Origin of the sequence: Actinomyces sp. HMSC065F12, from assembly GCF_001814535.1 — a bacterium.
Taxonomy (GTDB): domain Bacteria; phylum Actinomycetota; class Actinomycetes; order Actinomycetales; family Actinomycetaceae; genus Pauljensenia; species Pauljensenia radingae_A.
Window position 1 is genome coordinate 1 of record NZ_KV816954.1, and the last position, 24919, is coordinate 24919.

Here is a 24919-nt window from a genome sequence, read left to right on the forward strand (position 1 = left end):
AAACAAACACACTATCGAGTTCACAAACAACACCTACATACGGTCAAGAACTTTTAAGAAAGCCCTCTAGCGTAGTAAAACCACTAACACCAGAACCTCTCGGCTCCACCATCAGCGGCGAGAATTAAATATACTCACCTTGCCACTCGAGGTCAAACTTTGGCAGGGTGAGCATCGACACATTGAATCAAAAGCGCTTATTTCCAACGAAAACGACTCCTCCGGGTCGCGACCGTTCCACGGTCTCCACTCATAGTGAAGTGCGTGGAACATGCGGCGGCCGCCCTCGTCAATCCTGATGCACGATCAACGAAAGCGGCCACGCGCGCTTGCACTGTACTCAGCGAGTACCCAGGTGCTCCTGGTTCGGAATGTCCACGGTGGGAAGATCACGAACAGCCTGGCGAACCGCCTTGGACACGGCCACCGGCACGCGGTCATCAAAGACACCGGGAATGATGTAGCTGGGCGAAAGCTCGTCATCCGAAATGACGGATGCGATCGCCACGGCGGCAACCCTCAGGACTTCCGTCGTAATCTGGGAGACCTTCGCATCAAGCAACCCGCGGAACAGCCCTGGGAAAGCCAGCACGTTGTTGATCTGGTTAGCGTAATCGGAACGCCCCGTCGCAACGATGCGTGCGTATCGAGCGGCATCGAGCGGGTCAACCTCGGGTGTCGGGTTGGCAAGCGCGAAGACAATCGCGTCATCAGCCATCGTCGCCACATCTTCGCCGGTAATCAGGCCGCCGTGTGAGACACCGATAAACACATCAGCATCGCGCAGACCATCCTTAAGGTTGCCGGTTACCCGACGCGGGTTCGTATGCTCAGCAAGCCAGCGACGCGAAGCATGCATGCCTGCAACGTTATCCGCACACAGCGCTCCAGTGCGGCCATACCCCACGATATCCTTTGCTCCCTGAGCCATCAGGAGACGGATAATCGCTGACCCGGCGGCCCCCACACCCGACACAACGATGCGGACCTCGTCAATCTTCTTGTCCACCAGCTTGAGCGCATTGAGCAAAGCTGCCAGGACAACAATCGCGGTGCCGTGCTGATCGTCGTGGAAAACCGGAACATCAAGTTCCTCGCGCAGGCGTTCCTCAATCTCGAAGCAGCGAGGTGCTGAAATGTCCTCCAGGTTGATGCCCGCATAGGCCGGTGCGATCGCCTTGATAATCGAGATGATTTCCTCGGTGTCCTTTGTGTCGAGGACGACTGGCCACGCGTCCACACCACCGAACTGTTTGAACAGGACCGCCTTGCCCTCCATCACTGGAAGCGCAGCAGCAGGACCAATGTCTCCCAGCCCCAGCACAGCCGTCCCGTCTGAAACGACGGCCACCGTATTGGACTTCATGGTCAACAGGTGGGCTTTTTCCGGCATGTCGTGAATGGCAGTGCATACACGAGCCACACCCGGGGTATAGATGCGCGACAAGTCGTCGCGGTTACGCAGCGGGACGCGCGGAGCGATGGCGATTTTTCCGCCGATATGAGCGAGGAAGGTCTGGTCTGACACGGCTGCAGTATGAATGCCAGGCAGGGCGTCGAGGGTAGCTTCCACTTCGCGTCGATGGTTTGAATCACGCATATCGCAAGTCAGATCAATGGTCATATGGCCGCGATCTGAATCCGCGACATCGAATCCCTTCACCTGGGCACCTGTGGCGGTCACCGTATCGATGATGGTGGCGATGGACGCTTGTGATTCATCAAATTCAAGCCTGTAGGAGGCGGTATATGACGGAGAAGTACGCATACAAACAATCATTCCTCAAAAGCGTAATGTTCACGCGGTATGTCAGTTCGTTCGTTTTGTATCGTACAAGCCTTTCGGAACGACGGTGTTAACGATCGCACTATGTGGACATCTTCGCGCTCAACAGGCGAAGACTGATCGGCGCATCCACACACCCCAGCTCAGCGGCGCTGTCCGCAAACCCGATGAGTCAGCGCCTCACCTGCGCGGCAAACAGGCGGGACGACAATGACACGTCAAAACGTCTACGCGAGTACATGTCAAATGCCACCGCCATGAGCAGGACGAGGCCCTTAATCACCTGACTTCGGTCAGAAGGGACCCCCAATAGGAGAAGACCATTGTTGAGTACCGCCATCACCAGTCCTCCAAGTACAGCTCCCGTCACCGTTCCTACGCCCCCGGAAACTGCTGCGCCGCCAATAAAGACTGCAGCGATCGCATCGAGTTCCCACAGGGTGCCGTCCTGGGGACCGGCAGCTGTCGCTCGACCAGCAAACATCATTCCGGCCAACGCTGCAAGAACGCCCATGTTGACCATGACAGCGAATTGGACTGCGCGGGTATTAACGCCGGACAAGGCCGCGGCATGAGCATTTCCACCTACTGCATATACGTGCCGGCCGAACGCAGTGTGCTCAGTGAGCAGCACATATGCAAACACGAGGATGAGCAGGAGCAGCCCGGGAACGGGGAAAGCACTCGTCGAGGTGTCGCCTCCGAAAAGCCATGTCAGTGCTCCCACAGCGACCATGATGAGCGCACAGCGCACTGCAGGGATCCAGAGTTCAGCTTCAATGGCTCCGCGAACGACACGACGCCGATACCGACGAATCACATTGACGACCAAAACCGAGGCCGTTACCACACCGACCAGCAGCGTTGAATTATTCATCCCCGTCCATGACGGTCCCCATTGAGGCAGCGTTCCAGCGCCCAGAACCTGGAACTCACGAGGCAGCGGGAACGACAGTGAACGCGACTCCCACACAATCGCTCCCCGAAAGAGCATCATTCCTGCCAGTGTCACGATGAACCCCGGGATCCCTACACGCGAGATCCATATCCCGTTCCACACTCCGATCAGTCCACCTATCAGAAGTCCGCAGACAAGTCCGAGCCACCATGGCACGCCCATCCCTTCAAAAAGCAAGGCCACCGTCATCGAGACGAAGCCCGCAACAGATCCCACCGACAAGTCGATTTGGCCGATGACAATCACCATGAGCATCCCGATGGCAAGCACTAAAATATAGGCGTTACCGGCCAGTAGGTTGTATGCATTCTGCGCCGTCAGCATCCGTCCTGACGTAGCGATATTGAAGAACAACGTCAGAGCGATGAGCAAAGCGACCATGAGGTGTAGCTGCGTGTGCTCACCAAACAAGCGACGGTACAAGCTCATCGCGTCTCCTACCTGGGCGATACGCACCTTTGAGTTCTTCCGAAATGGATACTGCCATTTTCATCCTAAACGCTCGGCGCACTCTGTGACATGCGCGCCACGTTTCACAGCGATCCCGAGGTTTAGGCATCGTGGTTTGGTACCGTGATTACGTGAGTGTGACAAGTGGACCCGTGGGTTCCCAAGTATCCTTACGTGAAGCGAATTCAGCGCGCGTGATCGATACTGTGCAGCGCTATGGGCAGATCACACAAGTCGAACTTGCCAGCGCAACGGGACTGTCACCTGCAACGATTTCCAACATCGTCAAAGTACTTCAGTCGCAGGGAATAGTTGAAACACGCAACACCATCAGATCAGGTCGGCGTGCTCAGCTGGTGACGCTAGCCCGCGAAACCGGACTGGCAGCTGGCGTCTATATCGGCCGACGTGCGCTGCATATCACGATCTCGGATGCTACAGGACGTGCACGAACCGATCAGTCTCTACCTTTGCCAATAGATCATCGCGTTGACACGACCCTTGACCGGACCGCTTTGCTGATCCTGGAATTGACAGACAAAATTGGAGCCACTCTTGACGAACTGGTCGGCATCGGAGTTGCATTGCCGGCCCCTATTGACCCCTCGAACACCAAGATCACGATTCCCGGCATCATGCGCGATTGGGAAAACGTGGACGTGCGCGACGTGCTCTCGCGTCGCTTAGGAAGCGAAGTCGTTGTTGACAACGACGCGAATGTAGGTGCCCTCGCTGAAAGTCGCTACGGCGCACTCCGTGGGGCCGCCAACAGCATCTATGCACGGGTCTCTTACCAAACCGGCGCAGGCGTACTGATCAACCACCAGCTTTACCGCGGCGCCCACGGCACCGTCGGCGAAATAGGACATATTCAGGTCGCCCCTCATGGCCCCATTTGTCGCTGCGGCGCACGAGGGTGTCTGAACACAGTTGTCGGCGCCGACGCTTTGATCGATTCCCTTCGCTTCTCACGAGGCGACCTCACCTTGCGAGATGTCATTGCACTGGCCAACGACGGAGATGCCGGGTGCCGCCAGGCGATTTCAGATGCGGGAGCGACCCTCGGATCTGTATTGGCAGATCTGGCGACGTGGTCTGATCCGCAAGTAATCGCCATCGGAGGAGAACTGGCGCAAACTGGCGACATCCTCATCGACCCTATCCGCGATGCAGTCAACAACCGCCCCCTGCTTACTCAGGCAGGTATCCACGTCGTTCCCGCGCAGCTTGGACCGCGCTCAGAGGTGATCGGTGCTTTCGCCCTCGCCATGGACACGTTCGGCCATCGCTCCAGCCACGAGGAGATGTCATGAGAACATCCGCTCCGCTTCTGGAAATCAGCAACGTCAGCCGCTTCTTCGGCGGCGTCGAAGCGCTCGTCGACGTCTCCATGACAGTTCACCGACATGAGGTCGTGGCGCTCGTTGGCGATAATGCGGCAGGCAAATCAACGTTGGCACGGATGATTGCCGGAGTTTATCCTCCCTCACGTGGACGCATCGTGATCGACGGCGAACCTGTCACGATTTCGTCAACGTCGCATGCTCACCAGCTCGGCATCGCCACAGTGTTCCAGGAACTGGCACTGTGCGACAACCTCGATGTGACGGCCAATATTTTTCTCGGAAACGAAATGCGCACCTCGCACTTACTAGACGACGACGCGATGGACGCATTAGCCCGCGAGTATCTGGAATCGTTGAATTCGAGAATCCCCGATGTCCATACGCCGCTCTATCAATTGTCAGCAGGACAGCGTCAGTGTGTGGCGATCGCGCGCACACTGGTCGCACACCCGAAAATAGTCATCCTTGATGAGCCAACCGCTTCACTTTCTGTGACTCAAACGGCTGAGGTACTGACTTACATTGAGCATCTGAGGGATCTCGGGTTGGGCGTCATTTTCATTTCGCATAATCTCACGGACGTGCGTGCAACAGCTGATCGCGTCGAAGTCCTCCGTCACGGGCGCAACAACGGCTCGTTCAACGCCCGCTCCACCTCCTACGAAGACATCATTGCTGCCATGACCGGAGCAACACGTGTTCAGTCCCCCAGATAAGGGACGAGGGCGACCCACAGGCCGCCCTCGTCGATGACAGAACGTCTACTTGGCTGCGTTGACGAGCTCCATGCGGTGGGCGTCGTCCTTGTAGATCTCCTCCGCATTGTCCTGAGTAACAATCTGCGGAGTCAGCAGGAAGGACGTGACAGCATGACCTTCCATGGATTCATACTGTTCTTTGTCCACAGTCGCGCCGTCAACGGTTGGGTCAGCATTTCCCTGTGCTGCCTCCATAGCCAGCTGAATGGCGCCCTTGACCAGGAGACGAGTGTCCTTGAAGATCGTGGAATATTGCTTGCCCTGGACAACCCAGCCTACAGATTCGTCTTCAGAGTCCTGACCCGTCACTACTGGAACAGGTTTTCCAGCCTGCTCAACGGCGGTGATGATTGCGCGCGCCAGTGTGTCGTTGGGCGAGAGTACACCGTCGGGAACTTCATCCCCCTGATAGGTGGACGTCAGCAACGAAGACATGCGATCCTGCGCGTTATTGGGCTTCCACCCCTGAGTTGCGACCTTGGTGAAATCGTTTTGGCCAGATTTCACAACCAGGGTACCGTCATCGATCTTGGGCTGAAGCACTTCCATCGCACCGTTGAAGAATTTCAAGGAATTCGAATCGTCGGGCGAGCCGCCAAATAGTTCAATATCCCAGGGCGTGGGCGTACCCTTCGCCTCAAGTCCTTCCAGCAGTGCCTGGCCCTGCAGCTTACCAACACCGTAGTTGTCGTAGGCGATGTAGTAGTCCTCGTCCGTGGTATTCGTCAAGAGTCGGTCGTAGGCGATGACGGGGATGCCCGCCGACTTCGCCTGTTGAAGCTGTGTGCCCAGTTGGGACCCGTCGATAGCGCCAATCAACAGAACATCAACGCCGTTCTCAATCATTGCGGCAATCTGGTTCTGTTGTTCGGCGACACCGCCATTTGCGAATTGCAAGGTACACGTGATGCCTGCTTCGGCACAGTCATCTTTAAACATTTGCTCGGCTTCAACCCAGTTTTGGGACGTCTTTTGCGGCATAGCGATGCCCAACGAAATATCCCCACCGGCGCTTCCCGCCGATTCTCCTGACGCACCTGAGTCCGCAGCAACACCGGATTGATCCGAGGTGCCCCCGCCTCGTCCACCGCACGCACTCATAGCAAAGGCGAGGGTGGAAACTGCGCAGACCGTCGCAATTTTCTTGAGAGGTTTCATGTCTTCCTTCTTTCGATAAGTGAGTCTGTCAGTGAATGCTCGTCTGTGAGAATCCACGCGCGCTCGGAACGTTTGATCCACTCCAACCGCGTGAGTTTGCCGACAAGCATCTGTTTGGTTTCATGGATCAGGCAGGTGAACTGCCCGTAGGCGATTCTCCTTTCGTGACAGGATCGACCGATGTTTTTCCAGCGTCGTTACTGATTTGCATGAGGGCTGACTCGTCCGCTTCGTCAATGGTTGGCGAGCCGGCAGTTAATTTTGCCGGGCTGCTGCCAGGAGAATTCTCCGCCGATTCGATGGCTCGCCTGTTTCGTATCGCGTTTTGGAACGTACCGATCAGCGAGCGCTTGCCCTGACGCTTGGAGTAGACGTCAACTGCGACGGCCAGGAGCAGAACGAGTCCCTTAATGATCTGTGTCCAGTCAGAGCCCACGCCCAGCAGCTGAAGACCGTTGTTCAGAAATGCCATTACCAGAGCGCCTACCATCGTTCCACCGATAGTTCCAATTCCGCCCCACACGGATGCGCCGCCGATGAAGCAGGCTGCGATCGCATCGAGCTCCCACATATTTCCGTCCTGAGGCCCCGATGAGGTGGATCGGCCGATAAACACCATCGCTGCGATAGCGGCTAGAACGGAGGAGGTACACATGACAGCGAAATTCGTGCGTTTGACGCGGATGCCTGTCAAAGCTGCTGCAGCACGGTTGCCACCAATCGCATAGACGGACCGTCCGATGATTGTGCGTGTCGAAATAAAGTGGAAAATGATGACAAGGACAACCACGATGAGTCCTGGTATCGGGAACGACGTGCCTGGCCTGCCTGTAGCGAAGAGCCACATCACGCCCAGGATGGCACCGCCTACGACGACAAGACGCACAATCGGTACCCACAGTGGCGGCACATCTGACTGGGCCCGGAGGCTCTTGCGCCGACGGTTAAATTCGCCCCATGCCAGCGCGGCGACGATCAGAACAGCAAGGACCATCGTCGGCAAGTTAAAGGCTAAGACATCTGGAGCAATATCGGGCATATAGCCCGCGCCAAGGGTCTGGAAAAGCTCAGGGACAGGTACTGTCATGGATTTCCCAATGAACTGGTTGGCGCCTCTGAACAGCATCATGCCCGCCAGGGTTGTGATGAACGCCGGGATTCCCCATTGGGCTACCCAGAAACCCTGCCAGCATCCCACGAGGATGCCAACGCCCAGTCCTACCAGCAAGCCGACAACAGGCGGCAACCCGGATTCAGTCGTCAATTTGGCAACGATGATGCCAACGAAGGCTGCTACCGATCCCACCGACAAATCAATATGCCCGGCAATGATGACCAGTACCATCCCCATCGCCAGGATCAGCACGTATGCGTTGCCCATGATCAGGTTCATGAGGTTCTGTGATTGCAGGACTTTGCCGCCCGTAAAGACCTGGAAAAACACGACGATCACCAGTAGCGCTGCGATCATCGCAAATTGTCGAAAATCGCCCCCGAAAAGAGCGCGAAAATTCTTTTTCATAGTGTGTCCTTTTCTCCTGCTACGCGGACTGGGGTGTTGTTGATGAGGTCATGAGGTGCATGAGTGTTTCCTGGTCTGCCTGATCCGACGGCATCTCGCCGGTGATCTGACCTTCGAAAATCGTGTAGATTCGGTCGGTGATTCCCAAAAGTTCGGGCAATTCAGAAGAGATGACGATCACAGCTTTTCCTGCAGCGGCGAGTTGCTGAATGAAGGTGTAAATCTCATACTTGGCGCCCACATCAATCCCACGGGTTGGCTCGTCGAGGATCATGACGTCGGCGTCAGTGAACATCCACTTCGCTAAAACCACTTTTTGCTGGTTCCCGCCGGACAGCGTGCCGACCCCTGTCATGACAGATGGGGTCTTGATTTGCAATTCTTTACGATATTGCTCGGCTGCCATGACCCCTTCGTCAATATTCATGATCCCGTTATGGGTGATTTTTTCCGGGCGTGCCGAGATAACGGACTCGTATATAACGTCCAGCAGGTTCAATCCGAGGGTCTTGCGGTCTTCAGGCAAGTAAGCCAGTCCCGCTTCGATGGCGCGAGGTACGGTATCAGCCTTAACTGGCTGGTGGTCGATCTTCATACTGCCCGATTCCCACACTCCGTAAGATCGGCCGAAAATGGAGCGCGCCAGCTCAGTCCTCCCGGCACCCATCAGGCCCGCAAAGCCGACCACTTCCCCTGCCCTGACATAGAAACTCGATCCCTTGCATACCCATCGATCTGCGGCGACAGGGTGGCGAACCCACCAGTCATCCACTTCAAATCGAATGTCACCGGGGTGCGATTCACGTTCGGGGAAGCGGCGGTCAAGCGGACGCCCAACCATGAGACGAATGATGTGATCCTCGTCGATCGGTGAATTCTGTGCGTCAATGTATCCCACGGTTTTCCCATCACGAATGACCGTGACTGAATCAGCGATTTGGGCGATTTCGTCGAGCTTATGCGAGATCATGATCATGGTGATTCCACGACCGCGCTGCTTGCGCATGAGCTCCAGTAGATGTGCTGATTCTTCCTCATTCAGCGCAGAGGTCGGCTCATCCAGAATCAGCAGTCGGACGTCCTTGGCAAGAGCTTTCGCGATTTCAACGAGCTGCTGCTTGCCGACCCCGATGTTCGAAATCAGCTCATCCGGCGACTCGTCCAGTCCAACCTCCGCCAGGTATCGGGCTGCCCGCAGTCGTGTCTGGTGCCAGTCAATTCCGAAACTGCTGCGAACCTCATTTCCCAGGAACATGTTCTCCGCTATCGACAATGTCGGGATGAGAGCAAGTTCCTGGTGAATGATGACGATTCCGGTTCTTTCAGAGTCGCGAATTGTCGCGAACCTCATTTCCTCACCGTTGTATACAACCTGGCCGTCGTAGGTGCCGTGGGGATGCACACCGGACAGAACTTTCATCAATGTGGATTTACCTGCGCCGTTTTCCCCGCAAATTGCGTGAATCTCGCCGCGACGCACTCTTAGATTGACATCGTCGAGTGCGATGACTCCGGGGAACGCCTTGGTGATGTGCTTCATCTCCAGGAGCGTGTCTTGTGCTTCATCGATCATTCGTTCTCCAGTGAACTGATGGACTGTGATGCCGCGAGCTGCAATGCCCTCAGGCACCACCACAATACACGCCAGTTTCACTTCATGAAGTCAATTTACGCATTTGTGTTTAACTTTTAAATCCAAATATTGTCGCCGCGCACATATGGTGGAATGTCAGCAGAGACCACCGCGTCTCTTCCCTTCATTACAGTAGCCGCTAACGCAAGAAGGTGGCGGCAGAGCCTGCCAGCTCCGCCGCCACCTCACATTCCCACTCCAGGGGCTGAAATCGGTCGGGTTTTACTCCTCGACACCCACCATTTCCATGATGAGTTCACGCACGCGCGCAGCGTCGGCCTGGCCTCGAGTCGCCTTCATCACTGCTCCGACCAGGGCGCCAGCGGCCTTCACTTTGCCACCCTTGATCTTCTCAACGACGTCGGGATTGGCGTCAAGTGCTTCCTGAACGGCAGACGTCAGTGCGCCCTCGTCACTGACCACCTCAAGGCCACGCGCCTGCACGACCTGCTCGGGATCGCCCTCGCCGGCCAGGACACCTTCGAGGACCTGGCGGGCAAGCTTATCGGTCAGGCGTCCATCGTCAACGAGCTTCTGAAGCTGCGCAATCTGCTCGGGTGCGACCGTCAGATCCTCCAACGCAACCTCATTTTGCTTCGCCGTGCGTGCCAGCTCACCCATCCACCACTTGCGTGCAGCGGCAGGTGAGGCACCGGCCTCAACAGTGCTTTCGATCAGCTCAAGCGCTCCGGCATTGACGACGTCGCGCATTTCCTTATCCGAATAAGACCACTCGGTGCGCAGGCGCCGACGCTTCGCTACCGGCAATTCAGGCAGCTCGGCGCGCAACTGCTCGACCCATTCGCGCGACGGAGCAAGCGGAACCAGGTCTGGTTCAGGGAAGTAGCGGTAGTCTTCCGCATCAGACTTCTCGCGGCCTGACGAGGTCGACCCGTCCTCCTCGTGGAAGTGGCGCGTTTCCTGGATGACTGTGCCTCCCGCCGACAGGATCGCAGCGTGGCGCTGAATTTCGAATCGGACAGCGCGCTCGATACCGCGGAAAGAGTTCACGTTCTTCGTCTCTGAGCGCGTGCCAAGCGGCGCATCGGGGCTGGGACGCAGCGACACGTTAATGTCGGCGCGCACGTTTCCGCGTTCCATTCGAGCTTCCGAGACTTCCAGCGTGCGGAAAATGTCACGCAGTGAGCGCACGTATGCTGCGGCAACCTCCGGAGCGCGTTCGCCGGCGCCTTCGATTGGACGCGTGACGATCTCAACCAGGGGCACGCCGGCGCGGTTGTAGTCCACCAGCGAGTGGTCGGCACCGTGGATACGGCCGTCCGCGCCGCCGACGTGGGTGTTCTTGCCAGCGTCTTCTTCCATGTGAGCACGTTCGATGGTGACGCGGAACATTTCGCCGTCTTCGAGTTCGACGTCGACATAACCGTCGTGCGCGATCGGCTCATCGTACTGCGAAGTCTGGAATGCCTTCGTCAGATCCGGGTAGAAGTAGTTCTTTCGGGCAAAACGGCAGTACTCCGCGATTTCACAGTTCAGTGCCAGGCCAATCTTGATGGCGTATTCAACAGCCTTGTGGTTGACGACCGGCAAGGAACCTGGCAATCCGAGGGACACTGGCGTAACAAAGGTGTTCGGGTCGCCACCGAACGCGTTGGGCGCAGCGTCAAACATCTTGGTCTTCGTGCCCAGCTCGACGTGAACCTCGATACCGAGAACAGGGTCGAACTGTTTGACCGCGTCTTCATAATCCATGAGGTCTTCCATCATTCGCTCACCTTCCAGTCGGCAGCCGGGCATCTGCCCGCAACATCATCGCTGAGCAGTTCAACAAGCGCTGCCACCTCGTACATCTTCTGATCATGACGTGCCGGTGCAATCACCTGGAATCCGACGGGCAGATTCTGTTCGGTCACGGCATTCGGAATCGTCATTGCGGGGACGCCTGCAAGGTTGGCCGGAATGGTGGCAATGTCGTTGAGGTACATCGCCATCGGGTCGTTGATCTTTCCACCCATCTCGAAGGCGACGGTCGGCGCGGTCGGCGAGACGAGGACGTCGACCTGTTCGAAGACGCGCGCAAAATCGCGCTGCACGAGGGTGCGGACTTTCTGCGCGGATCCATAATACGCGTCGTAGTAACCGGCCGACAGGACGTGAGTGCCCAGAATGATGCGGCGTTTGACCTCATCACCGAAACCAGCCTCGCGGGTAGCAGCCATGACGCGTTCGGCTGTGACATTACCTTCGGCGGGTTCAACACGGATGCCGTAGCGCATGCCGTCAAAACGTGCCAGGTTCGAGGATGCCTCGGCCGGCATGATCAGGTAGTAGGCCGCGAGCGCGTATGCAAAGCTCGGGCAGGACACTTCGATGACTTCAGCGCCTGCGTTCTTGAGGGCCTCCACACTGGCGTTGAACGCGTCGAGCACCGCGGGTTCATACCCCTCGCCGGACAGTTCCGTCACGACGCCGATCTTCAGTCCGGCAATGCTGCCACGGTCTGCCACGGCGCGCACACTGTCAGCAAGGGGCGGCACCGGGTCAGTCAAGGATGTGGAATCGTGTGGGTCGTGACCACCGATGAGTTCCTGCAAGGCGGCAGCGTCCGCAACTGTGCGGGTGACAGGCCCGATCTGATCGAGCGACGAGGCCATCGCAACCAGACCGTAACGTGAAACCGCACCGTAGGTGGGCTTTGCCCCCACAGTTCCCGTCACTGCACCTGGCTGACGGATCGACCCGCCAGTATCGGAGCCGAGGGCGAGCGGCACCATGAACGCTGAGACAGCGGCAGCTGACCCGCCGCCGGATCCGCCGGGGATACGGCCAAGATCCCACGGGTTTCCTGTTGCGCCATATGCGGAGTGCTCAGTTGAGGATCCCATGGCAAATTCGTCCATGTTGGTCTTGCCGACGATCGGCAGGCCGGCCTCGTGAATCTTTTCGACGACAGTTGCGTCGTACGGTGGCAGCCATCCCTCGAGGATCCTGGAGGCACAGGTGGTGGGCATGCCACGTACGACCATGTTGTCTTTCACTGCGATGGGGACGCCTGCAAGGCGATGGAGCTTCTCCCCCGCTGCGCGGCGCTCGTCAACGCGACGAGCTGTTTCGAGGGCACCCTCGCGGTCAATATGCAGGAAGGCGTTGACGTGTTCATTCAGAGCGTCGATCCGGTCCAGGCATGCTGTCGTCAGTTCAACGGATGTGATCTGACCTGCCTCGAGCATGTCGGCGAGTTCGAGTGCGGATTTCTTGAGCAGGTCGTTCATCAGTCCTCCTCGAGAATCTGCGGGACGAGGAACATTCCGCGGTCCTGAGCCGGTGCCTGCGCCAGAACCTCATCACGGTCGAGGGTGGGGCCGACTTCGTCTTCGCGCCACACATTCGCCAACGGAATGGGGTGCGACGTTGCGGGAACGTCAGGGGTGGCAACTTCGGACACTTGTGCAACGGATGTAGCGATGACGTCAAGTTCACCGGCGAAGCGCTCGATTTCTTCTTGCGTCAGCGCAATCCTGGCCAGCCCGGCGACGCGGGCGACTTCTTCAGTACTGATGCGTGACATGGTGCCAATTCTATGTGGCACGAAGCAGATATTCGACCCAGCGGGCCCGAAGGCACGTGTCTGACATGTATAAGTTCTCAAATTGTCGGGAAGGAATTAGGCTAACGGCATGGCAGTTGCACGGAAGTGGCGTTTAAACCACCAGACGGGGTGGAAGATTCTCAAAGGTGTCGGTATCGGGCTGCTCGTTGCGCAAGCTGCTGCCGTCGTCACGGTTCATGCCGTTGACCGAGTCCGAATCGCACGTATTCCCGGTGGCCGTCACGGCTTCCCCACTTTGCCCCCCAGCGATGTCCAAATCGATTCGAACGTTGTGCGAACCTACACCGAGGGCGAGTCGCTTTATACCGACATGCTGGACGCGATCAACGAGGCTCGTGAGTCGATTTGCTTTGAGACCTACATCTGGGCGGCCGACGAGATTGGACGCGCCTTCAAGGATGCACTCTATGCCGCTGCTGATCGAGGCGTTCAGGTCTACATCGTTTACGACGGTTTCGGAGTGCTGAATCAGAATCCACTGTTCAAGATTTTCCCCAGGCACCCGAACCTGTTCCACCGGCGTATCCCTGAGATTCGTTCGGGCCTGTTCACGCTTAATTTGCGCAAGACAGGGCGTGATCACCGCAAGATTCTCGTCACCGACGGGAAGTACGGCTTCGTTGGTGGTTACAACATTGGTGAGCGTTTCGGCATCGAATGGCGAGATACTCACGTCCGTATCACCGGTCCGGCGGTGATGGAGTTGGCGGACGGGTTCGCTGAATTCTGGAATCATTTCAAGCGGCCGTGGCAGCCGGCTCTACCTGACGGCGGGGTTAAGGACTGGTTCCCACCCATCAGTGCCGAATTCAATCTGCCCTCACGATTACTGTTCCCCGTGCGGGGCCTGTACCTGGATGCCATTGACCGCGCGCGTGACCAGATCCTGATCACCACTGCTTACTTCATTCCCGATAAGGAAATTTTGCACAACCTGGTTGCGGCTGCGCAGCGAGGCGTGCGCGTGAAGGTGCTGATCCCTGAATATTCCAACCACATCATGGCGGACTGGGTTGCGCGCCCCTACTACGGAGAGCTGCTGCGCAACGGTATTGAAATCTGGCTGTATCAGCACGCCATGATCCACTCCAAGACCATGACGATTGATTCGCACTGGTCAACGATTGGTACTGCCAACATCGATCGCCTGTCGATGCAGGGCAATTTTGAAGTCAATCTGCAGTTCCGTTCCACCGCTTTGGCAGAGCGCATGGAAGAGATCTTCGCCAAAGACCTCACGACGTCCAGGCAGCTGACGCTAGAAGAGTGGGAGAGACGAGGCCTGCCCACCCGCATCATTGAGCGGCTCCTCCACCCCTTCGAGTGGGTCGTCTGAGTCGACTGAAGCAGCGTGTGCCTCGTCAGCCTGCGCGTCAGTTTCTTCGAGGACACTCATACCGCGTGCCAGCAGTTCGTCGAAGCGGGACTGGTCAAGAATCGGGACGCCGAGTTCTTCGGCTTTCGCCACTTTTGACCCGGCCCCAGGGCCTGCCACAACCAGTGACGTTTTCTTGCTGACCGAGCTGGTTGCCTGCCCGCCCCGATCCGTGATGGCTTCCTTCGCGCTGTCACGCGTGTACCCTTCCACCGATCCGGAGACGACGATCGTCAGTCCTTCCAGCGTGGCTGCGTGAGTGGATGCGGATCCACCCTCGTCACTGTCGTGCATGCGCACCCCTGAGGCTGCCCACCGGCGCACAATCTCCTGATTGTCAGGCTGTGCGAACCAGTCACCAATCGCGCGCGCAATGATCGGGCCTACCCCGTCGATTGCGCTGAGTTGTTCTTCACTGGCCGAGGAAATCGCCTCCATCGAGGGCATTGCCGCTGTCAGTTTCCTGGCGACCGTGGGGCCGACGTGGCGAATCGACAGTGCAACCAGCACGCGCCACAGTGGCTGAGTGCGTGCCTGCCTGTCCATGAGTTCGAGCATCTGCGTCAGCGTGTCACGAGGGCGAGACTCAGCCGGTTCGCGGAACTTGATCTTCACCTTGTTTTCTGACCGCGTCCTGGTGACCCACGGCTGTGTCCAGAAGAAGTGGACGTACGCCCAGTCCTCGCTGGAAGGTACCTGGCGCCAGATCATCACATCTTTCACATCATCGGCGGTGAGCGTAAAGATTTCGCTTTCAGAGGTGACAACCGGGTCCTGAGCGGATGGCAGCATCGCATTTGCCGCTTCCATCTGCTCACCGTGACTTAAGTGGTCAACGTCGGTGAGCACAATGTGCGTGCCGTCTTCGAGCACGACTCGATGCCCCGCAATCAGCGCCGCCGCGACCTCGTCACGATGGTTCTCAGGCTGCGTCAGCGCGAGGGCGGCCTCAGCCCCCAGATGCTCGATGTCCAATGCGGACCGTGACGCAATATGTTCAATGCGTTCAGTCAGCTGCGCCGGGCACAGCGCGCGATTCAGACAGCGCAGGTCCGCATCGCCTTCAGACTCGGCCCTGAGCGTACTGCCGCACGACGGGCACTCGGTCGGCATGACGAATTCCCGCTCAGTTCCATCCCGTTCGTCCACCACCGGTCCAACAATTTCAGGGATGACATCTCCCGCTTTGCGCACAATCACCAGGTCACCGATCAACACTCCCTTGCGCGCCACCTCGCCCGCGTTGTGCAGTGTCGCTCTCTGCACATGCGAGCCGGACACGAACACCTTATCCATCACCGCGTAGGGCGTGACGCGACCCGTGCGTCCAACCTGGACGTGGATGTCGAGCAGGCGCGTCGTGACTTCCTGAGGTGGGAACTTGTAGGCAATTGCCCATCGCGGCACGCGCGAGGTGGCCCCCATCTGACGCTGAAGCCCCTGATCGTCAACTTTGATCACGACGCCGTCGATCTCATGATCCAGTCCGGCACGCTGATCACCCAGCTCGTCAATGCGTTGAGCAATCTCGTCATAGGAATGCACCAGCCGCGTGTGAGGCGACACCGGGATTCCCCACTGTTGGAACAGCTCGTACCAGCCGAACAGGTGTGTAGGGGCGGTGAAAGACTCACCAGCCTCGATAGCGCCAATGCCGTGCGCCAACAGAGCGAGCGAGCGCTGCGCAGTGATCGCCGGATCTTTTTGCCGTAGTGATCCGGCTGCAGCGTTGCGTGGGTTGGCAAAAGGTGCCGGAGGCTTGTGGGGCTGACGACTCAGTTCTCCAGCACGATACTGCTCAAGTTTTTCCGCGTACTCGTTGTGCGCGCGAGCGCGCTGCTCGTTAATCTGCGCAAAGTCTTCCAACGGCATGTAGATCTCGCCGCGAATTTCCACCATTTCAGGGTGCGGACCGCCGGACAGGACATGCGGAATGGATGAAATAGTGCGCACATTCGCGGTCACATCTTCACCCACGCGCCCATCACCCCTGGTTGCCGCCTGGATGAGGAACCCGTTTCGATACAGCAGCGACACTGCCAGGCCGTCGATTTTAACTTCCGTCGTCATCGCGGTACTCGCAGAGCCAACCTCGTCAATCGTGCGCTGCCACCACGAGCGCAGTTCGTCCAGCGAGAAGACGTCCTCGAGCGACATCATGGGTTCTGCATGCTCGACCGGCGCGAATGCTTCGCTGCGTGTGCCACCGACCGTGGCCGTAGGCGAGTCAGGTCCTGATAGCTGCGGGTAGGTGCGCTCTATGTCCTCCAGCTGGCGGAAGAGGGTGTCGTAGTCCGCGTCGCTCAGTTGAGGCGCATCCTTGTCGTAGTAGTCGTGGCGTGCCTGCTCGATCCGTTCAACCAGGTCGACCCACTGCTCGCGTGCCGACGGTGGGACGCTCTGATCGGACTGGGAGCTCTGCGAGATGCTGGGCGGCTGAGCTGCGGGGGTGCCCGCGGTGGCGGCATGCTGATCTTCCATACGACTATTGTTCCACTGTTCGCGTTCCGGCTGGTCGACGAGGGCGACCTGTGGATGTCTGGGCGCGAATTGCGCGAATCGACGTAGGTGCTGTGGAGGGCGACTGTTATCCACAGGGCGTACGCGTGTTACTGCCTGTCCACAGTCCAGGTCATCTGAGTGGAGGCGCGGCGGTGAGGACATCACCATGTTGACATGACGACGTTGACACTTCCTATGCTTCGCGAACGAGAGGACGCACCCGCACGCGCGGCGAAATTCACCCGCGCTGAAATAGCGCCGGCCGGAGAGGACGACACTGCGGCTGCCGCTCACCCGTTAAAGACAGCTTTTCATCTGGCGTGCGTGAGTGGTCCGGATGTGGGACTGGTGGTGCCGATCGAAGCCTGTACGCTGATTGGCAGAGCAGATGGGCACGGTCTGACCTCGCAACATTTGTCCCGCACGCACGCTTTTCTTGAGGAACACGGTGCCGTGGCCCGCTCACTTACACGACGAGTGCGATCAGATCACGTACCCCGATGGCCCTGGCTGCGCCGCGAGCGCGCACAACTGTCCATCACCGATTGCGACTCCACCAACGGAACACGTGTGGCGCGGCGCCTCCCCCTCGTCGGCATGCTTCCGCGGCGCTTTTCTCGACAAGTCGGCACACGTGCGCTGCCCCTATCAGTGGGGCATCGTATTTTCGCTGGTGGAAACGAATTCGAGGTGCGTGCCAGGCCTCTCAACTCCTCCTGGCCACAGCCTGACCCCGTTCGCAATCGGTTCGTGCGATGGGGCATCATCCCCATGATGCTGTTCATCCCCATGATGGTGTGGCGCCTGTCCATGTGGGGAGGTGCTGCGCGTGGGTGGCTGGTCGGCGCATTGGGTGTGGCGGTGGCGCTGGTGGCAGGAATATTCGCGCTTCGCTTACTCAGGAGTCGGAGATTCTGGAGGCACTACGACGCAGCCTCCCTCGCCGTCGCGCTCAGCGCACTGCCTCGCGGCGATTCGCACTCATCTTCGGCGCCGTTGTCGTCTCCAGACAAACACAGCGGCAGCGGGGATCGTACGTTGCCAGATGCACTCCCTGTGTGGCCCGGCATGCCTGGAAAATCCCCTGCACTGGAGCTGAATCTGAGCGAGATATACGGCTCGTCACCTGCACCTGTCTTCCTCGTTTCAGGGCCCCGACGCGCGCCGATGCGTCGGGGCCATTCGCGCCGAACTGGAGAGCGAGCGCAGGTGCGTGTCGTCGGTTTCATTGGGGAGCACGCTGTGTCGGGTGCCTACTGGTGGGCAGCTCAAATCGCTGCCCGACTGGGCGGCGCCCGCATCATCAATCCAGATAGTCACGCGCGCCGCATCGGTTCGCCCGCAATCGACATTCACATTGTCCGCGGGTCCGCCTGCGTGGCATGTGCAGATAGAGGCGTATCCGAACTGAGACGTGCTGGAGATGGTCGGCGCGTGGTACATATTGGTGTTGGAGCAGGATATGCAGATTTACCCGAATGGTGTGACCACATCATTCGCCCGAACCACGTCCTCGTAACTGACCGATGGTGGGATACGTGCACCGAGTCCGCTGATGAAGGCACCCACAACAGTGTTCCGGACTCGGTAACATGGGAGGACCTTGCTCAGTGGGAGCCGGACGAATCGCACTCTCAGTGCCTGCGCGTACCCATCGGACACGACGGACACCGACTCGTCAGCATTGACCTTGTCTCAGACGGTCCTCACGCGTTGCTTGCCGGCACAACGGGATCTGGAAAATCGGAAGCGCTGACGACGTGGCTGGCGCAGATGTGTGAACGCTTCAGCCCGCGTCAGGTGCAACTCGTCCTCATTGACTACAAGGGAGGAGCCACATTCACGCCATTGACGCGATTGCCCCACACCCGCCAGGTCCTGACAGACCTAGAGCCTGATGCCACGAGTCGGGCGATTCGAGGACTGTCATCGCTCCTGCGAGAACGCGAACGCGACCTTGCGCGCCTCGGCTTTCCCGACATTCGCCGCTGGCATGAGGCTCATTGCCGAGGCGCGGCGCCCGAACCTCCCGCGCGCATCATTATCGCGATCGATGAGTTCCGGGTCCTCGCTGATTCGCATCCCGACACTTTGGATGCGCTGGTCAGGCTGGCTGCCCAGGGACGCTCCCTGGGATTGCATCTCATTGCTGCGACCCAGCGCCCGTCAGGGGCGATCACGCCGGCCATGCGCTCCAACATTGACATTCGCATCGCATTGCGCTGTGCCACCGAGGCAGATTCGCTCGATGCGATCGGCACCCCGGCAGCTGCTTCACTTCCTCGTCACTCTGGTCGTGCGCTTATCAATGGTGGGACGCACATACAGTTTGCGTACTGTGGTGACATAGAGCGGGTGGTTCGGCGCGTGCGCGACAGGTGGGGGCGTGAAAATGACTGCCCGCCTCTATGGGCGCCCGAGCTTCCCTCGCCCCTTTCATGGCACGAGGTTGACGCCACCTACCTTAGCCAGGTGGCAGTACGTGGATGCAGCGGGGAGGCTGATCGGCGCATTGCGATTGGGGTGGCTGATGGGATCGATATCGGACGCCATTACAACGTGCTCTTTGAGGATGGGCATATCCGCTTGGAAGGGCCTCACTATCGCAGCGCTGATCTGGCGCAGTGTGCACAGGCGCTGGGCGTGAGGATCGGGCAAGCTCGCGGGATACCAATCCACCTGTGTGACAGCACATCGCTGGCCGGCCACGCGATGAGCACGCAGCTGTTTGCTTCCCGTCTCTCACTCGATGATGCAGGCGCCGTTACGCACCTGCTCACCGGCATTGCGGCACACGGCCCATCCGTCCTGATCGTCACCGATGTTCCCGACATGATGCGATCGTTGGACCGCGTGCTGTCAGCGGGCACGGCACACACTGTGTGGAGTGAGTGCTTGTCGCAGGCTCGCGCCAGCGGTATCACCATCGTTGCCGCAACTCCGGGTGAGTTTGGCACCGGGGGAAGCTGCAGTTCAGCTTTTTCTACCCGTTTTGTCGCAGCCCATTCGTCAGATGAAGCGCTGCGCGCAGGACTTGGTGTGCGCACACCGCTCACTCGCCACGATGGCCATTTCATTCTTGCCTCTCTTCCGTCACGTATCCGCTCCTCATGCGACGGACGAATCGGTGAACCTGTTGACCTGACAGGGGTGTTATGTGCACTCCCCCACGCGATCCCCACCAATGCCGAGCGCGACACACATGCAGCCTCTGTCACTGAGAGTGCGGAGCCGTGGACGGTGCTGTCTTTGAATGCCCCTCTTTCAATGCTGCGGACTCGCCCTGACACAGCATTGTCGACAGAAGGGGCCGAGCTGACAGAAGGAGATAAGGCGGAGGGCAAGGCGCAGCGAGCAGATAGGACAGCTCCAGCAGGGAACGGGGAGCCCGCTGCGCCATGTCTGGGCTGGGTAGGAGCCTCACTTGAGTCACTCTCTTATCCGCACGGGTCGTGCGTGCTGATCGGTGATGATCTGGAGGATGCGCGCCGCATTCTCGAGACGCACTGGCATATGGTGTCAGGCCCACGCGATTGTCGGCCAGGCTTTGATCCAGCCCAGATCACGCTGCTTGGATCTCATCAGTGGACACAACTACGCTCACACGCGCATGACACAGTGATCGCGCTGGATCCGTCACCTGATTTGATTCGAGCATTGGCACAGGTCGCGCGCAGCGTTCCTGTCGCTGTTCGTGCGGAGCGGTGGGGAGCTCACAATGGGATCATTATGCATGCAGGACGAGTTGAGCGCTTCCGTCTCAACACAGCCCTTCTTCAGGAAAGATCCAGACCTTTCGATTCCTAAGGCACACCGGCTTCGGTCATCCGCAGGCGTTCGAGACACGCGCGTCACACTGGTCTTCTCCACATTTTCGTCCCCTCACACCGCCGCGCGTAAATCCTCGTGACTATTGACACATGCGTGAAACGGGAGTTGGGCCCTTTTTCCCCTTGCCCTTCGGTGATGATTCGTCGACAATTGATCAAGTTATCGACAAGTTATACGTTAAGCGTCGAGTTGTTTAACAAAACGTTAACGGAAATGGAGTTTGAGGGAAGATGGACTGGCGGAGTAAAGCAGCCTGCTTAAGTGTTGACCCGGAGCTGTTTTTCCCAATCGGCAATACTGGTCCAGCCCTGACACAAGCTGCGGAAGCCAAAGCTGTATGCCATAACTGCCCCGTTGAGACCGTGTGTCTGCAGTGGGCAATGGACAACAACCAGGATTCCGGAGTGTGGGGCGGTCTGAGCGAAGAAGAGCGCCGCTCAATGAAACGCCGCGCCGCACGTGCACGCCGCGCTTCCTGAAACTCCTCACTGACTTCAACGCGTAGCCGGGTTCACCACGAACTCGGCTACGCGTTTATTCAGTGCACGAACACTGCCCTCACAGCGCGCATTCCACCGAGCACACCTCTGTATCACTCCACGCGTAGACGCAGCGTGACAACTGTGCCCGATTCTTCTCCCGGTTCCCACTCGATCGTGCCTCCCAGTTCCCCTCGAACCATTTGCCGCACAATTTGCGTGCCCAAGCCGCTGAGTGGAGTACCTGGCTCAAATCCTACGCCGTTATCAATCACGCGAACCGTCATACGTTTGTCGTTGTCGTGGTCGCGCTGCGCATCGATGCGTATCACGCCGTCTCGCCCTGCCAGACCATGCTCGACAGAATTGGCAACAAGCTCGTTGAGCACTGTGGCCAGGGCTTGAGCCTGATCCGCGCTGATCACGCCAAATTTACCCGTCGTAATAACCTCAACAGAATGGTCCGTTGAGGCAACCGCGCCAGACAGGCGCAACACGGAGCGGGCGACCTCGTCAAAATCAACTTCCTCATCGACCGTGTGCGACAACGCCTGGTGAACTGTGGCGATGGACTGCACTCGGCGTTCGGCCTCTTTGAGGGCATCCTTGACTTCCTGCGAATCAGAGCGGCGGGCCTGCAGTCGCAGCAGGGCCGACACGGTTTGCAGATTGTTCTTGACGCGGTGGTGAATCTCCCGAATCGTGGCATCTTTCGTCATCAGCTCTTCTTCACGCCGACGCATCTCAGACACGTCGCGTGTCAAGATGACCGCCCCCAGACGATGACGCCCATTGGTCAGAGGCAATGCGCGCATATTGACTGTCGAGGCGTGCGCCGAGATCTCCACGCGCCACGCTGCCCGCCCCATCACAACGACAGCCAGTGTTTCCTCAACAAGCGCGTCATTGGATATAACGTCTGTGATGTCTTCGGCCAGCACGCGCCCAATGACCGAGTGTCGAATCCCCAGGCGCCTCAGGCATGAGCTCGCATTAGGAGTCAGCTCCTGAACCGTGCCGTCACCATCAATGAGAATCACGCCATCCATAACGCGTGGCACGCCGTGCGCAAGAACTGTTGGTGTAGACGTGTAGGGATACTCACCGCGCGCACACATCTCCAGCAGGATTCGCGAGGCATTCTGCGTCCAGGCACCCATCCCGACGGTCGGGCGCGGTGAGGCCAGGTTCGATTCGCACGTCACGACCGCAATGACTGAGCCTCCGTGACTGATCGGGACGCACACCTCCGTCATGGAGTAGGTGCCGGCCCAGCGCGTCCCTGACGGCTCCACAATCGAGTTGGTCTCCATTGCCTGGCGCAGGTTTGCTTCGCGCGCGGCCGGTAGATACAGGCCGATAATGTCATCGAGGTGCACCGTCGTAGCGGTCGATGGCCTGCAGTGCGCAACAGCAATGAAACGCCCGTCATCGGTGGGAAGCCACAAGACAAGGTCGGCAGCAGCCAAATCGGCCAGAACCTGCCAATCTGCAAGCAAGAGGTGGAGCCAGTCAAGATCCTGCTCCGCGAGGACACGCGAGGAAGCCTGTCCGGCGAGTTGCATCAGGGAACGCATGGCACCACTGTAGTGGTATGGAGGCCATTATGGGTGCCTCGAACACGCAAACCGGAGCGGAGAAACTATGCGAATTAACGAAACCTACGCCTACCCCCTGGGTTTTGACAAGGTCAACGCGATGTATGCAGATCCCGCGTTCACTTACGCGCGTCTGGATCAGCCCGGAGTGACTGACCCTCAGGCCAATGTGCATTCCACCGCCGATGGAGGCCTCCTTATTGAAGCCTCGTGCACACTTGACGTCAATCAGCTTCCCCCGGCGGCGCAGCGGTTCCTCAAGAAGTCACCCGCCATCACTATGAAGGAGCAGTGGGAGCCGATCAGCGGTCGCGAACGGGTGGGATCGACCATGCTGACCGTCGAAGGCGTGAACGCGAGCGGCCACTTCACCTCGAAACTTTCCGGCAATGACGCGCAAGCTGTGCGCCAGATGGACGGCGAATTTACCGTCAAGATTCCACTGGTGGGTAAGACGATCGAGAATATGGCAATGAAGCAGATCTCCCGGATCTTCGAGGCTGAGGTCGGCCTGGCTGAGAAATGGAACCAGGATCAGGCCCGTTAGGAATCGGCACGACCTCACCGATAAAGGGTGACGACGAGGCGCGCTTGCCTGACCCGGCAAGGCTCAGTCCGGCCAGGACCTAAGGGAAATCACCTCTGCATGTTCGCCCTTGGAAATGAACGAGGGCGAAAGAAGGTCCTCCTCGAACAAGAGTGAAACAATATAGCTATGGATACACATACGACGGCACCGGCTGCCGAGGGCGGCCCAACTGAGTCACTGTTCATTGAGCGCACTGGGAAAAGGCAATACGTTGCGCGCAACCATCGCGACGCGGCCGTGAATATCGGAGACGGACCGGGAGAGTTCACTCCTGGTGAGCTCTTGAAGATCGCCGTGGCAGCATGCAATGCGATGTCGTCCGATTCGCGTCTGAGCTCCGTGCTTGGTGACGACTTCCAGCAGTTCACCGGCGTTTCCGCGGTCTCCAACAAAGAGGAGAACCGCTACGAATCGTTCCAGGTTGAATTGGTGCAGGACCTGTCAGCCTTGAGCGATGAGGATCGCGCTGACCTGATCGAACGAGCCACGCGCGCTATTCACAAGAACTGTACGGTGGGCCATACGGTTGAACAGTCGGCCACCTATTCGGCAACTTTCACATCAGAGAAAATGTAACGATATGTCACCTCGTTTTTCAGATTCTGAGCGCTCACGCATGCCGCTGTCTCTGCCGGAAAGTGTGTGGCAGAAGGCGCTGAACGTTCCTCACGCAACCAGTTTAAAGGCGGCGCGCAAGCTGCGTGAACAGTTCCCTGACCTTGCTCCAGGCGAGCTGGTTCAGCTCGCCACCCGCTCGTACCTGCGGCGCATCGGGATGGAGTCAGGTGCTGTAGGTGCGGCGGCGGCCTACCCTGGTGCCGGCACCGCAGTTTCTGCAGCAGCATCGGGCGCTCAGCTTGCCGCCTTCGTGTCAGAGTCTGCTCACTACGCGATGACTGTGGCGCACCTGTATGGCATTGATCTGAGGGATCCCGCCAAGCGCACGGCACTGGTTCTGGCCGCCTTGACTGGGCGGGAAGGTGCGGAAATGATTACGGCGCAGGTCGGGATCCAGACTTTGGCCTGGTTCCGCAACTCGTTCCTGTCGATTCGCACGGGCACCGCCCAGCAGTTCAACCGTCTGTTGTCCAAGTGGCTGCGCAAGAAGGCAGTTTCGAAAGCTGCAACCACAACACTGGGACGCCTGCTGCCCTTCGGTGTGGGAGCTGTTGTGGGCTGGCAGTTGGGCCGCTCGATGGCCAAGTCTGTCGTTGAGGGCGTGCAGACAGCGCTGGGACCCGCACCTTCGGAAAACGTTGAAGACGTTGTGATCGATGTGCAGCCGGTTGAGGATCCTGCCGCAGATGATAAACTGTACGAGGCGATCGTCCTACCTGATGAGGAATAATACGATCAAGCCAAA

General features: G+C 58.5%; 18 protein-coding genes. 8 read left to right on the forward strand and 10 right to left on the reverse strand.

Going from position 1 to position 24919, the window contains the following annotated elements:
* Nucleotides 1-340: 340 nt before the first annotated feature.
* Together HMPREF2975_RS02760 and HMPREF2975_RS02765 are read right to left on the reverse strand one after the other, a co-directional pair.
* Nucleotides 341-1768 carry an NAD(P)-dependent malic enzyme gene (locus tag HMPREF2975_RS02760; protein ID WP_058236034.1) on the reverse strand — a complete coding sequence of 476 codons (1428 nt, stop codon included), beginning with the start codon at nt 1766-1768 and terminating at the stop codon, nt 341-343.
* A gap of 190 nt (nt 1769-1958) precedes the next feature.
* Nucleotides 1959-3173: an ABC transporter permease subunit gene (locus tag HMPREF2975_RS02765; protein WP_058236035.1), complete on the reverse strand. Its 1215-nt coding sequence runs from the start codon at nt 3171-3173 to the stop codon at nt 1959-1961.
* A gap of 173 nt (nt 3174-3346) precedes the next feature.
* Here HMPREF2975_RS02765 and HMPREF2975_RS02770 point away from each other — a divergent pair, with 173 nt between their 5' ends.
* Both HMPREF2975_RS02770 and HMPREF2975_RS02775 read left to right on the forward strand, forming a co-directional pair.
* Nucleotides 3347-4507, forward strand: a complete 1161-nt coding sequence (locus HMPREF2975_RS02770; protein WP_227469152.1) for an ROK family transcriptional regulator — start codon at nt 3347-3349, stop codon at nt 4505-4507.
* The gene (locus HMPREF2975_RS02775) at nt 4504-5256 is read left to right on the forward strand and encodes an ATP-binding cassette domain-containing protein (RefSeq protein ID WP_058236036.1); all 753 of its coding nucleotides are present in this window, start codon (nt 4504-4506) and stop codon (nt 5254-5256) included. The genes HMPREF2975_RS02770 and HMPREF2975_RS02775 overlap by 4 nt, the downstream gene beginning before the upstream one ends.
* 45 nt (nt 5257-5301) lie before the next feature.
* On the opposite strand, the gene HMPREF2975_RS02780 is transcribed toward HMPREF2975_RS02775, so the two are convergent.
* The 6 genes from HMPREF2975_RS02780 to gatC all read right to left on the reverse strand — a co-directional run bounded on the left by HMPREF2975_RS02780 (nt 5302) and on the right by gatC (nt 13140).
* The gene (locus HMPREF2975_RS02780; protein ID WP_058236037.1) at nt 5302-6456 is read right to left on the reverse strand and encodes a substrate-binding domain-containing protein; all 1155 of its coding nucleotides are present in this window, start codon (nt 6454-6456) and stop codon (nt 5302-5304) included.
* A gap of 127 nt (nt 6457-6583) precedes the next feature.
* On the reverse strand, nt 6584-7978 hold the full coding sequence (locus tag HMPREF2975_RS02785; RefSeq protein WP_082628447.1) for an ABC transporter permease subunit: 1395 nt from the start codon (nt 7976-7978) through the stop codon (nt 6584-6586).
* A gap of 19 nt (nt 7979-7997) precedes the next feature.
* The gene (locus HMPREF2975_RS02790) at nt 7998-9551 is read right to left on the reverse strand and encodes a sugar ABC transporter ATP-binding protein (protein WP_058236222.1); all 1554 of its coding nucleotides are present in this window, start codon (nt 9549-9551) and stop codon (nt 7998-8000) included.
* Between the two features lie 282 nt (nt 9552-9833).
* Complete coding sequence (gene gatB, locus HMPREF2975_RS02795) at nt 9834-11336, reverse strand: Asp-tRNA(Asn)/Glu-tRNA(Gln) amidotransferase subunit GatB (protein ID WP_058236223.1); 1503 nt, start codon at nt 11334-11336, stop codon at nt 9834-9836.
* Nucleotides 11336-12844, reverse strand: a complete 1509-nt coding sequence (gene gatA / locus HMPREF2975_RS02800) for an Asp-tRNA(Asn)/Glu-tRNA(Gln) amidotransferase subunit GatA (protein WP_058236038.1) — start codon at nt 12842-12844, stop codon at nt 11336-11338. Before gatA ends, gatB begins: the two co-directional genes overlap by 1 nt.
* Nucleotides 12844-13140, reverse strand: a complete 297-nt coding sequence (gene gatC, locus HMPREF2975_RS02805) for an Asp-tRNA(Asn)/Glu-tRNA(Gln) amidotransferase subunit GatC (protein ID WP_058236039.1) — start codon at nt 13138-13140, stop codon at nt 12844-12846. The genes gatA and gatC overlap by 1 nt, the downstream gene beginning before the upstream one ends.
* Nucleotides 13141-13249: 109 nt before the next feature.
* On the opposite strand from gatC, the gene HMPREF2975_RS02810 reads away from it, so the two are divergent.
* Nucleotides 13250-14518, forward strand: coding sequence for a phospholipase D-like domain-containing protein (locus HMPREF2975_RS02810; protein WP_058236040.1), 1269 nt, complete (start codon nt 13250-13252; stop codon nt 14516-14518).
* On the opposite strand, the gene ligA is transcribed toward HMPREF2975_RS02810, so the two are convergent.
* Nucleotides 14441-17038 (reverse strand): NAD-dependent DNA ligase LigA, encoded by a 2598-nt coding sequence (gene ligA, locus HMPREF2975_RS02815; RefSeq protein ID WP_070725625.1) that lies wholly within the window; start codon nt 17036-17038, stop codon nt 14441-14443. The genes HMPREF2975_RS02810 and ligA overlap by 78 nt on opposite strands.
* Nucleotides 17039-17233: 195 nt before the next feature.
* On the opposite strand from ligA, the gene HMPREF2975_RS02820 reads away from it, so the two are divergent.
* Entirely contained in the window at nt 17234-20866 is a 3633-nt protein-coding gene (locus HMPREF2975_RS02820) for an FtsK/SpoIIIE domain-containing protein (protein WP_058236041.1), read from the forward strand.
* 254 nt (nt 20867-21120) lie between these two features.
* A complete protein-coding gene (locus HMPREF2975_RS02825) occupies nt 21121-21369 on the forward strand; it encodes a WhiB family transcriptional regulator (protein WP_058236042.1) in 249 nt (82 codons plus the stop codon).
* 113 nt (nt 21370-21482) lie between these two features.
* Here the strand turns inward: HMPREF2975_RS02825 and HMPREF2975_RS02830 are convergent, their stop codons facing one another.
* Nucleotides 21483-22946: a sensor histidine kinase gene (locus HMPREF2975_RS02830; protein WP_058236043.1), complete on the reverse strand. Its 1464-nt coding sequence runs from the start codon at nt 22944-22946 to the stop codon at nt 21483-21485.
* A 67-nt stretch (nt 22947-23013) separates the two neighbouring features.
* Here HMPREF2975_RS02830 and HMPREF2975_RS02835 point away from each other — a divergent pair, with 67 nt between their 5' ends.
* From HMPREF2975_RS02835 to HMPREF2975_RS02845, 3 genes are all read left to right on the forward strand, one after another.
* Nucleotides 23014-23514 (forward strand): DUF2505 domain-containing protein, encoded by a 501-nt coding sequence (locus tag HMPREF2975_RS02835; protein WP_070725627.1) that lies wholly within the window; start codon nt 23014-23016, stop codon nt 23512-23514.
* Between the two features lie 168 nt (nt 23515-23682).
* Nucleotides 23683-24132: an OsmC family protein gene (locus HMPREF2975_RS02840; protein WP_070725630.1), complete on the forward strand. Its 450-nt coding sequence runs from the start codon at nt 23683-23685 to the stop codon at nt 24130-24132.
* Nucleotides 24133-24136: 4 nt separating this feature from the next.
* Complete coding sequence (locus tag HMPREF2975_RS02845) at nt 24137-24904, forward strand: VPDSG-CTERM exosortase interaction domain protein (protein ID WP_070725631.1); 768 nt, start codon at nt 24137-24139, stop codon at nt 24902-24904.
* Nucleotides 24905-24919 lie beyond the last annotated feature (15 nt).

What these genes read in the sequence shown, in the direction of transcription:
- HMPREF2975_RS02845 (WP_070725631.1), top strand. Translation starts at nt 24,137, where the DNA reads ATGTCACCTCGTTTTTCAGATTCTGAGCGCTCACGCATGCCGCTGTCT.
- gatB (WP_058236223.1), bottom strand. Translation starts at nt 11,336, where the DNA reads ATGGAAGACCTCATGGATTATGAAGACGCGGTCAAACAGTTCGACCCT.
- HMPREF2975_RS02825 (WP_058236042.1), top strand. Translation starts at nt 21,121, where the DNA reads ATGGACTGGCGGAGTAAAGCAGCCTGCTTAAGTGTTGACCCGGAGCTG.
- HMPREF2975_RS02810 (WP_058236040.1), top strand. Translation starts at nt 13,250, where the DNA reads ATGGCAGTTGCACGGAAGTGGCGTTTAAACCACCAGACGGGGTGGAAG.
- HMPREF2975_RS02835 (WP_070725627.1), top strand. Translation starts at nt 23,014, where the DNA reads ATGCGAATTAACGAAACCTACGCCTACCCCCTGGGTTTTGACAAGGTC.
- HMPREF2975_RS02765 (WP_058236035.1), bottom strand. Translation starts at nt 3,173, where the DNA reads ATGAGCTTGTACCGTCGCTTGTTTGGTGAGCACACGCAGCTACACCTC.
- HMPREF2975_RS02830 (WP_058236043.1), bottom strand. Translation starts at nt 22,946, where the DNA reads ATGCGTTCCCTGATGCAACTCGCCGGACAGGCTTCCTCGCGTGTCCTC.
- HMPREF2975_RS02760 (WP_058236034.1), bottom strand. Translation starts at nt 1,768, where the DNA reads ATGCGTACTTCTCCGTCATATACCGCCTCCTACAGGCTTGAATTTGAT.
- HMPREF2975_RS02790 (WP_058236222.1), bottom strand. Translation starts at nt 9,551, where the DNA reads ATGATCGATGAAGCACAAGACACGCTCCTGGAGATGAAGCACATCACC.
- gatA (WP_058236038.1), bottom strand. Translation starts at nt 12,844, where the DNA reads ATGAACGACCTGCTCAAGAAATCCGCACTCGAACTCGCCGACATGCTC.
- HMPREF2975_RS02775 (WP_058236036.1), top strand. Translation starts at nt 4,504, where the DNA reads ATGAGAACATCCGCTCCGCTTCTGGAAATCAGCAACGTCAGCCGCTTC.
- HMPREF2975_RS02840 (WP_070725630.1), top strand. Translation starts at nt 23,683, where the DNA reads ATGGATACACATACGACGGCACCGGCTGCCGAGGGCGGCCCAACTGAG.
- HMPREF2975_RS02780 (WP_058236037.1), bottom strand. Translation starts at nt 6,456, where the DNA reads ATGAAACCTCTCAAGAAAATTGCGACGGTCTGCGCAGTTTCCACCCTC.
- HMPREF2975_RS02785 (WP_082628447.1), bottom strand. Translation starts at nt 7,978, where the DNA reads ATGAAAAAGAATTTTCGCGCTCTTTTCGGGGGCGATTTTCGACAATTT.
- ligA (WP_070725625.1), bottom strand. Translation starts at nt 17,038, where the DNA reads ATGGAAGATCAGCATGCCGCCACCGCGGGCACCCCCGCAGCTCAGCCG.
- HMPREF2975_RS02820 (WP_058236041.1), top strand. Translation starts at nt 17,234, where the DNA reads ATGACGACGTTGACACTTCCTATGCTTCGCGAACGAGAGGACGCACCC.
- gatC (WP_058236039.1), bottom strand. Translation starts at nt 13,140, where the DNA reads ATGTCACGCATCAGTACTGAAGAAGTCGCCCGCGTCGCCGGGCTGGCC.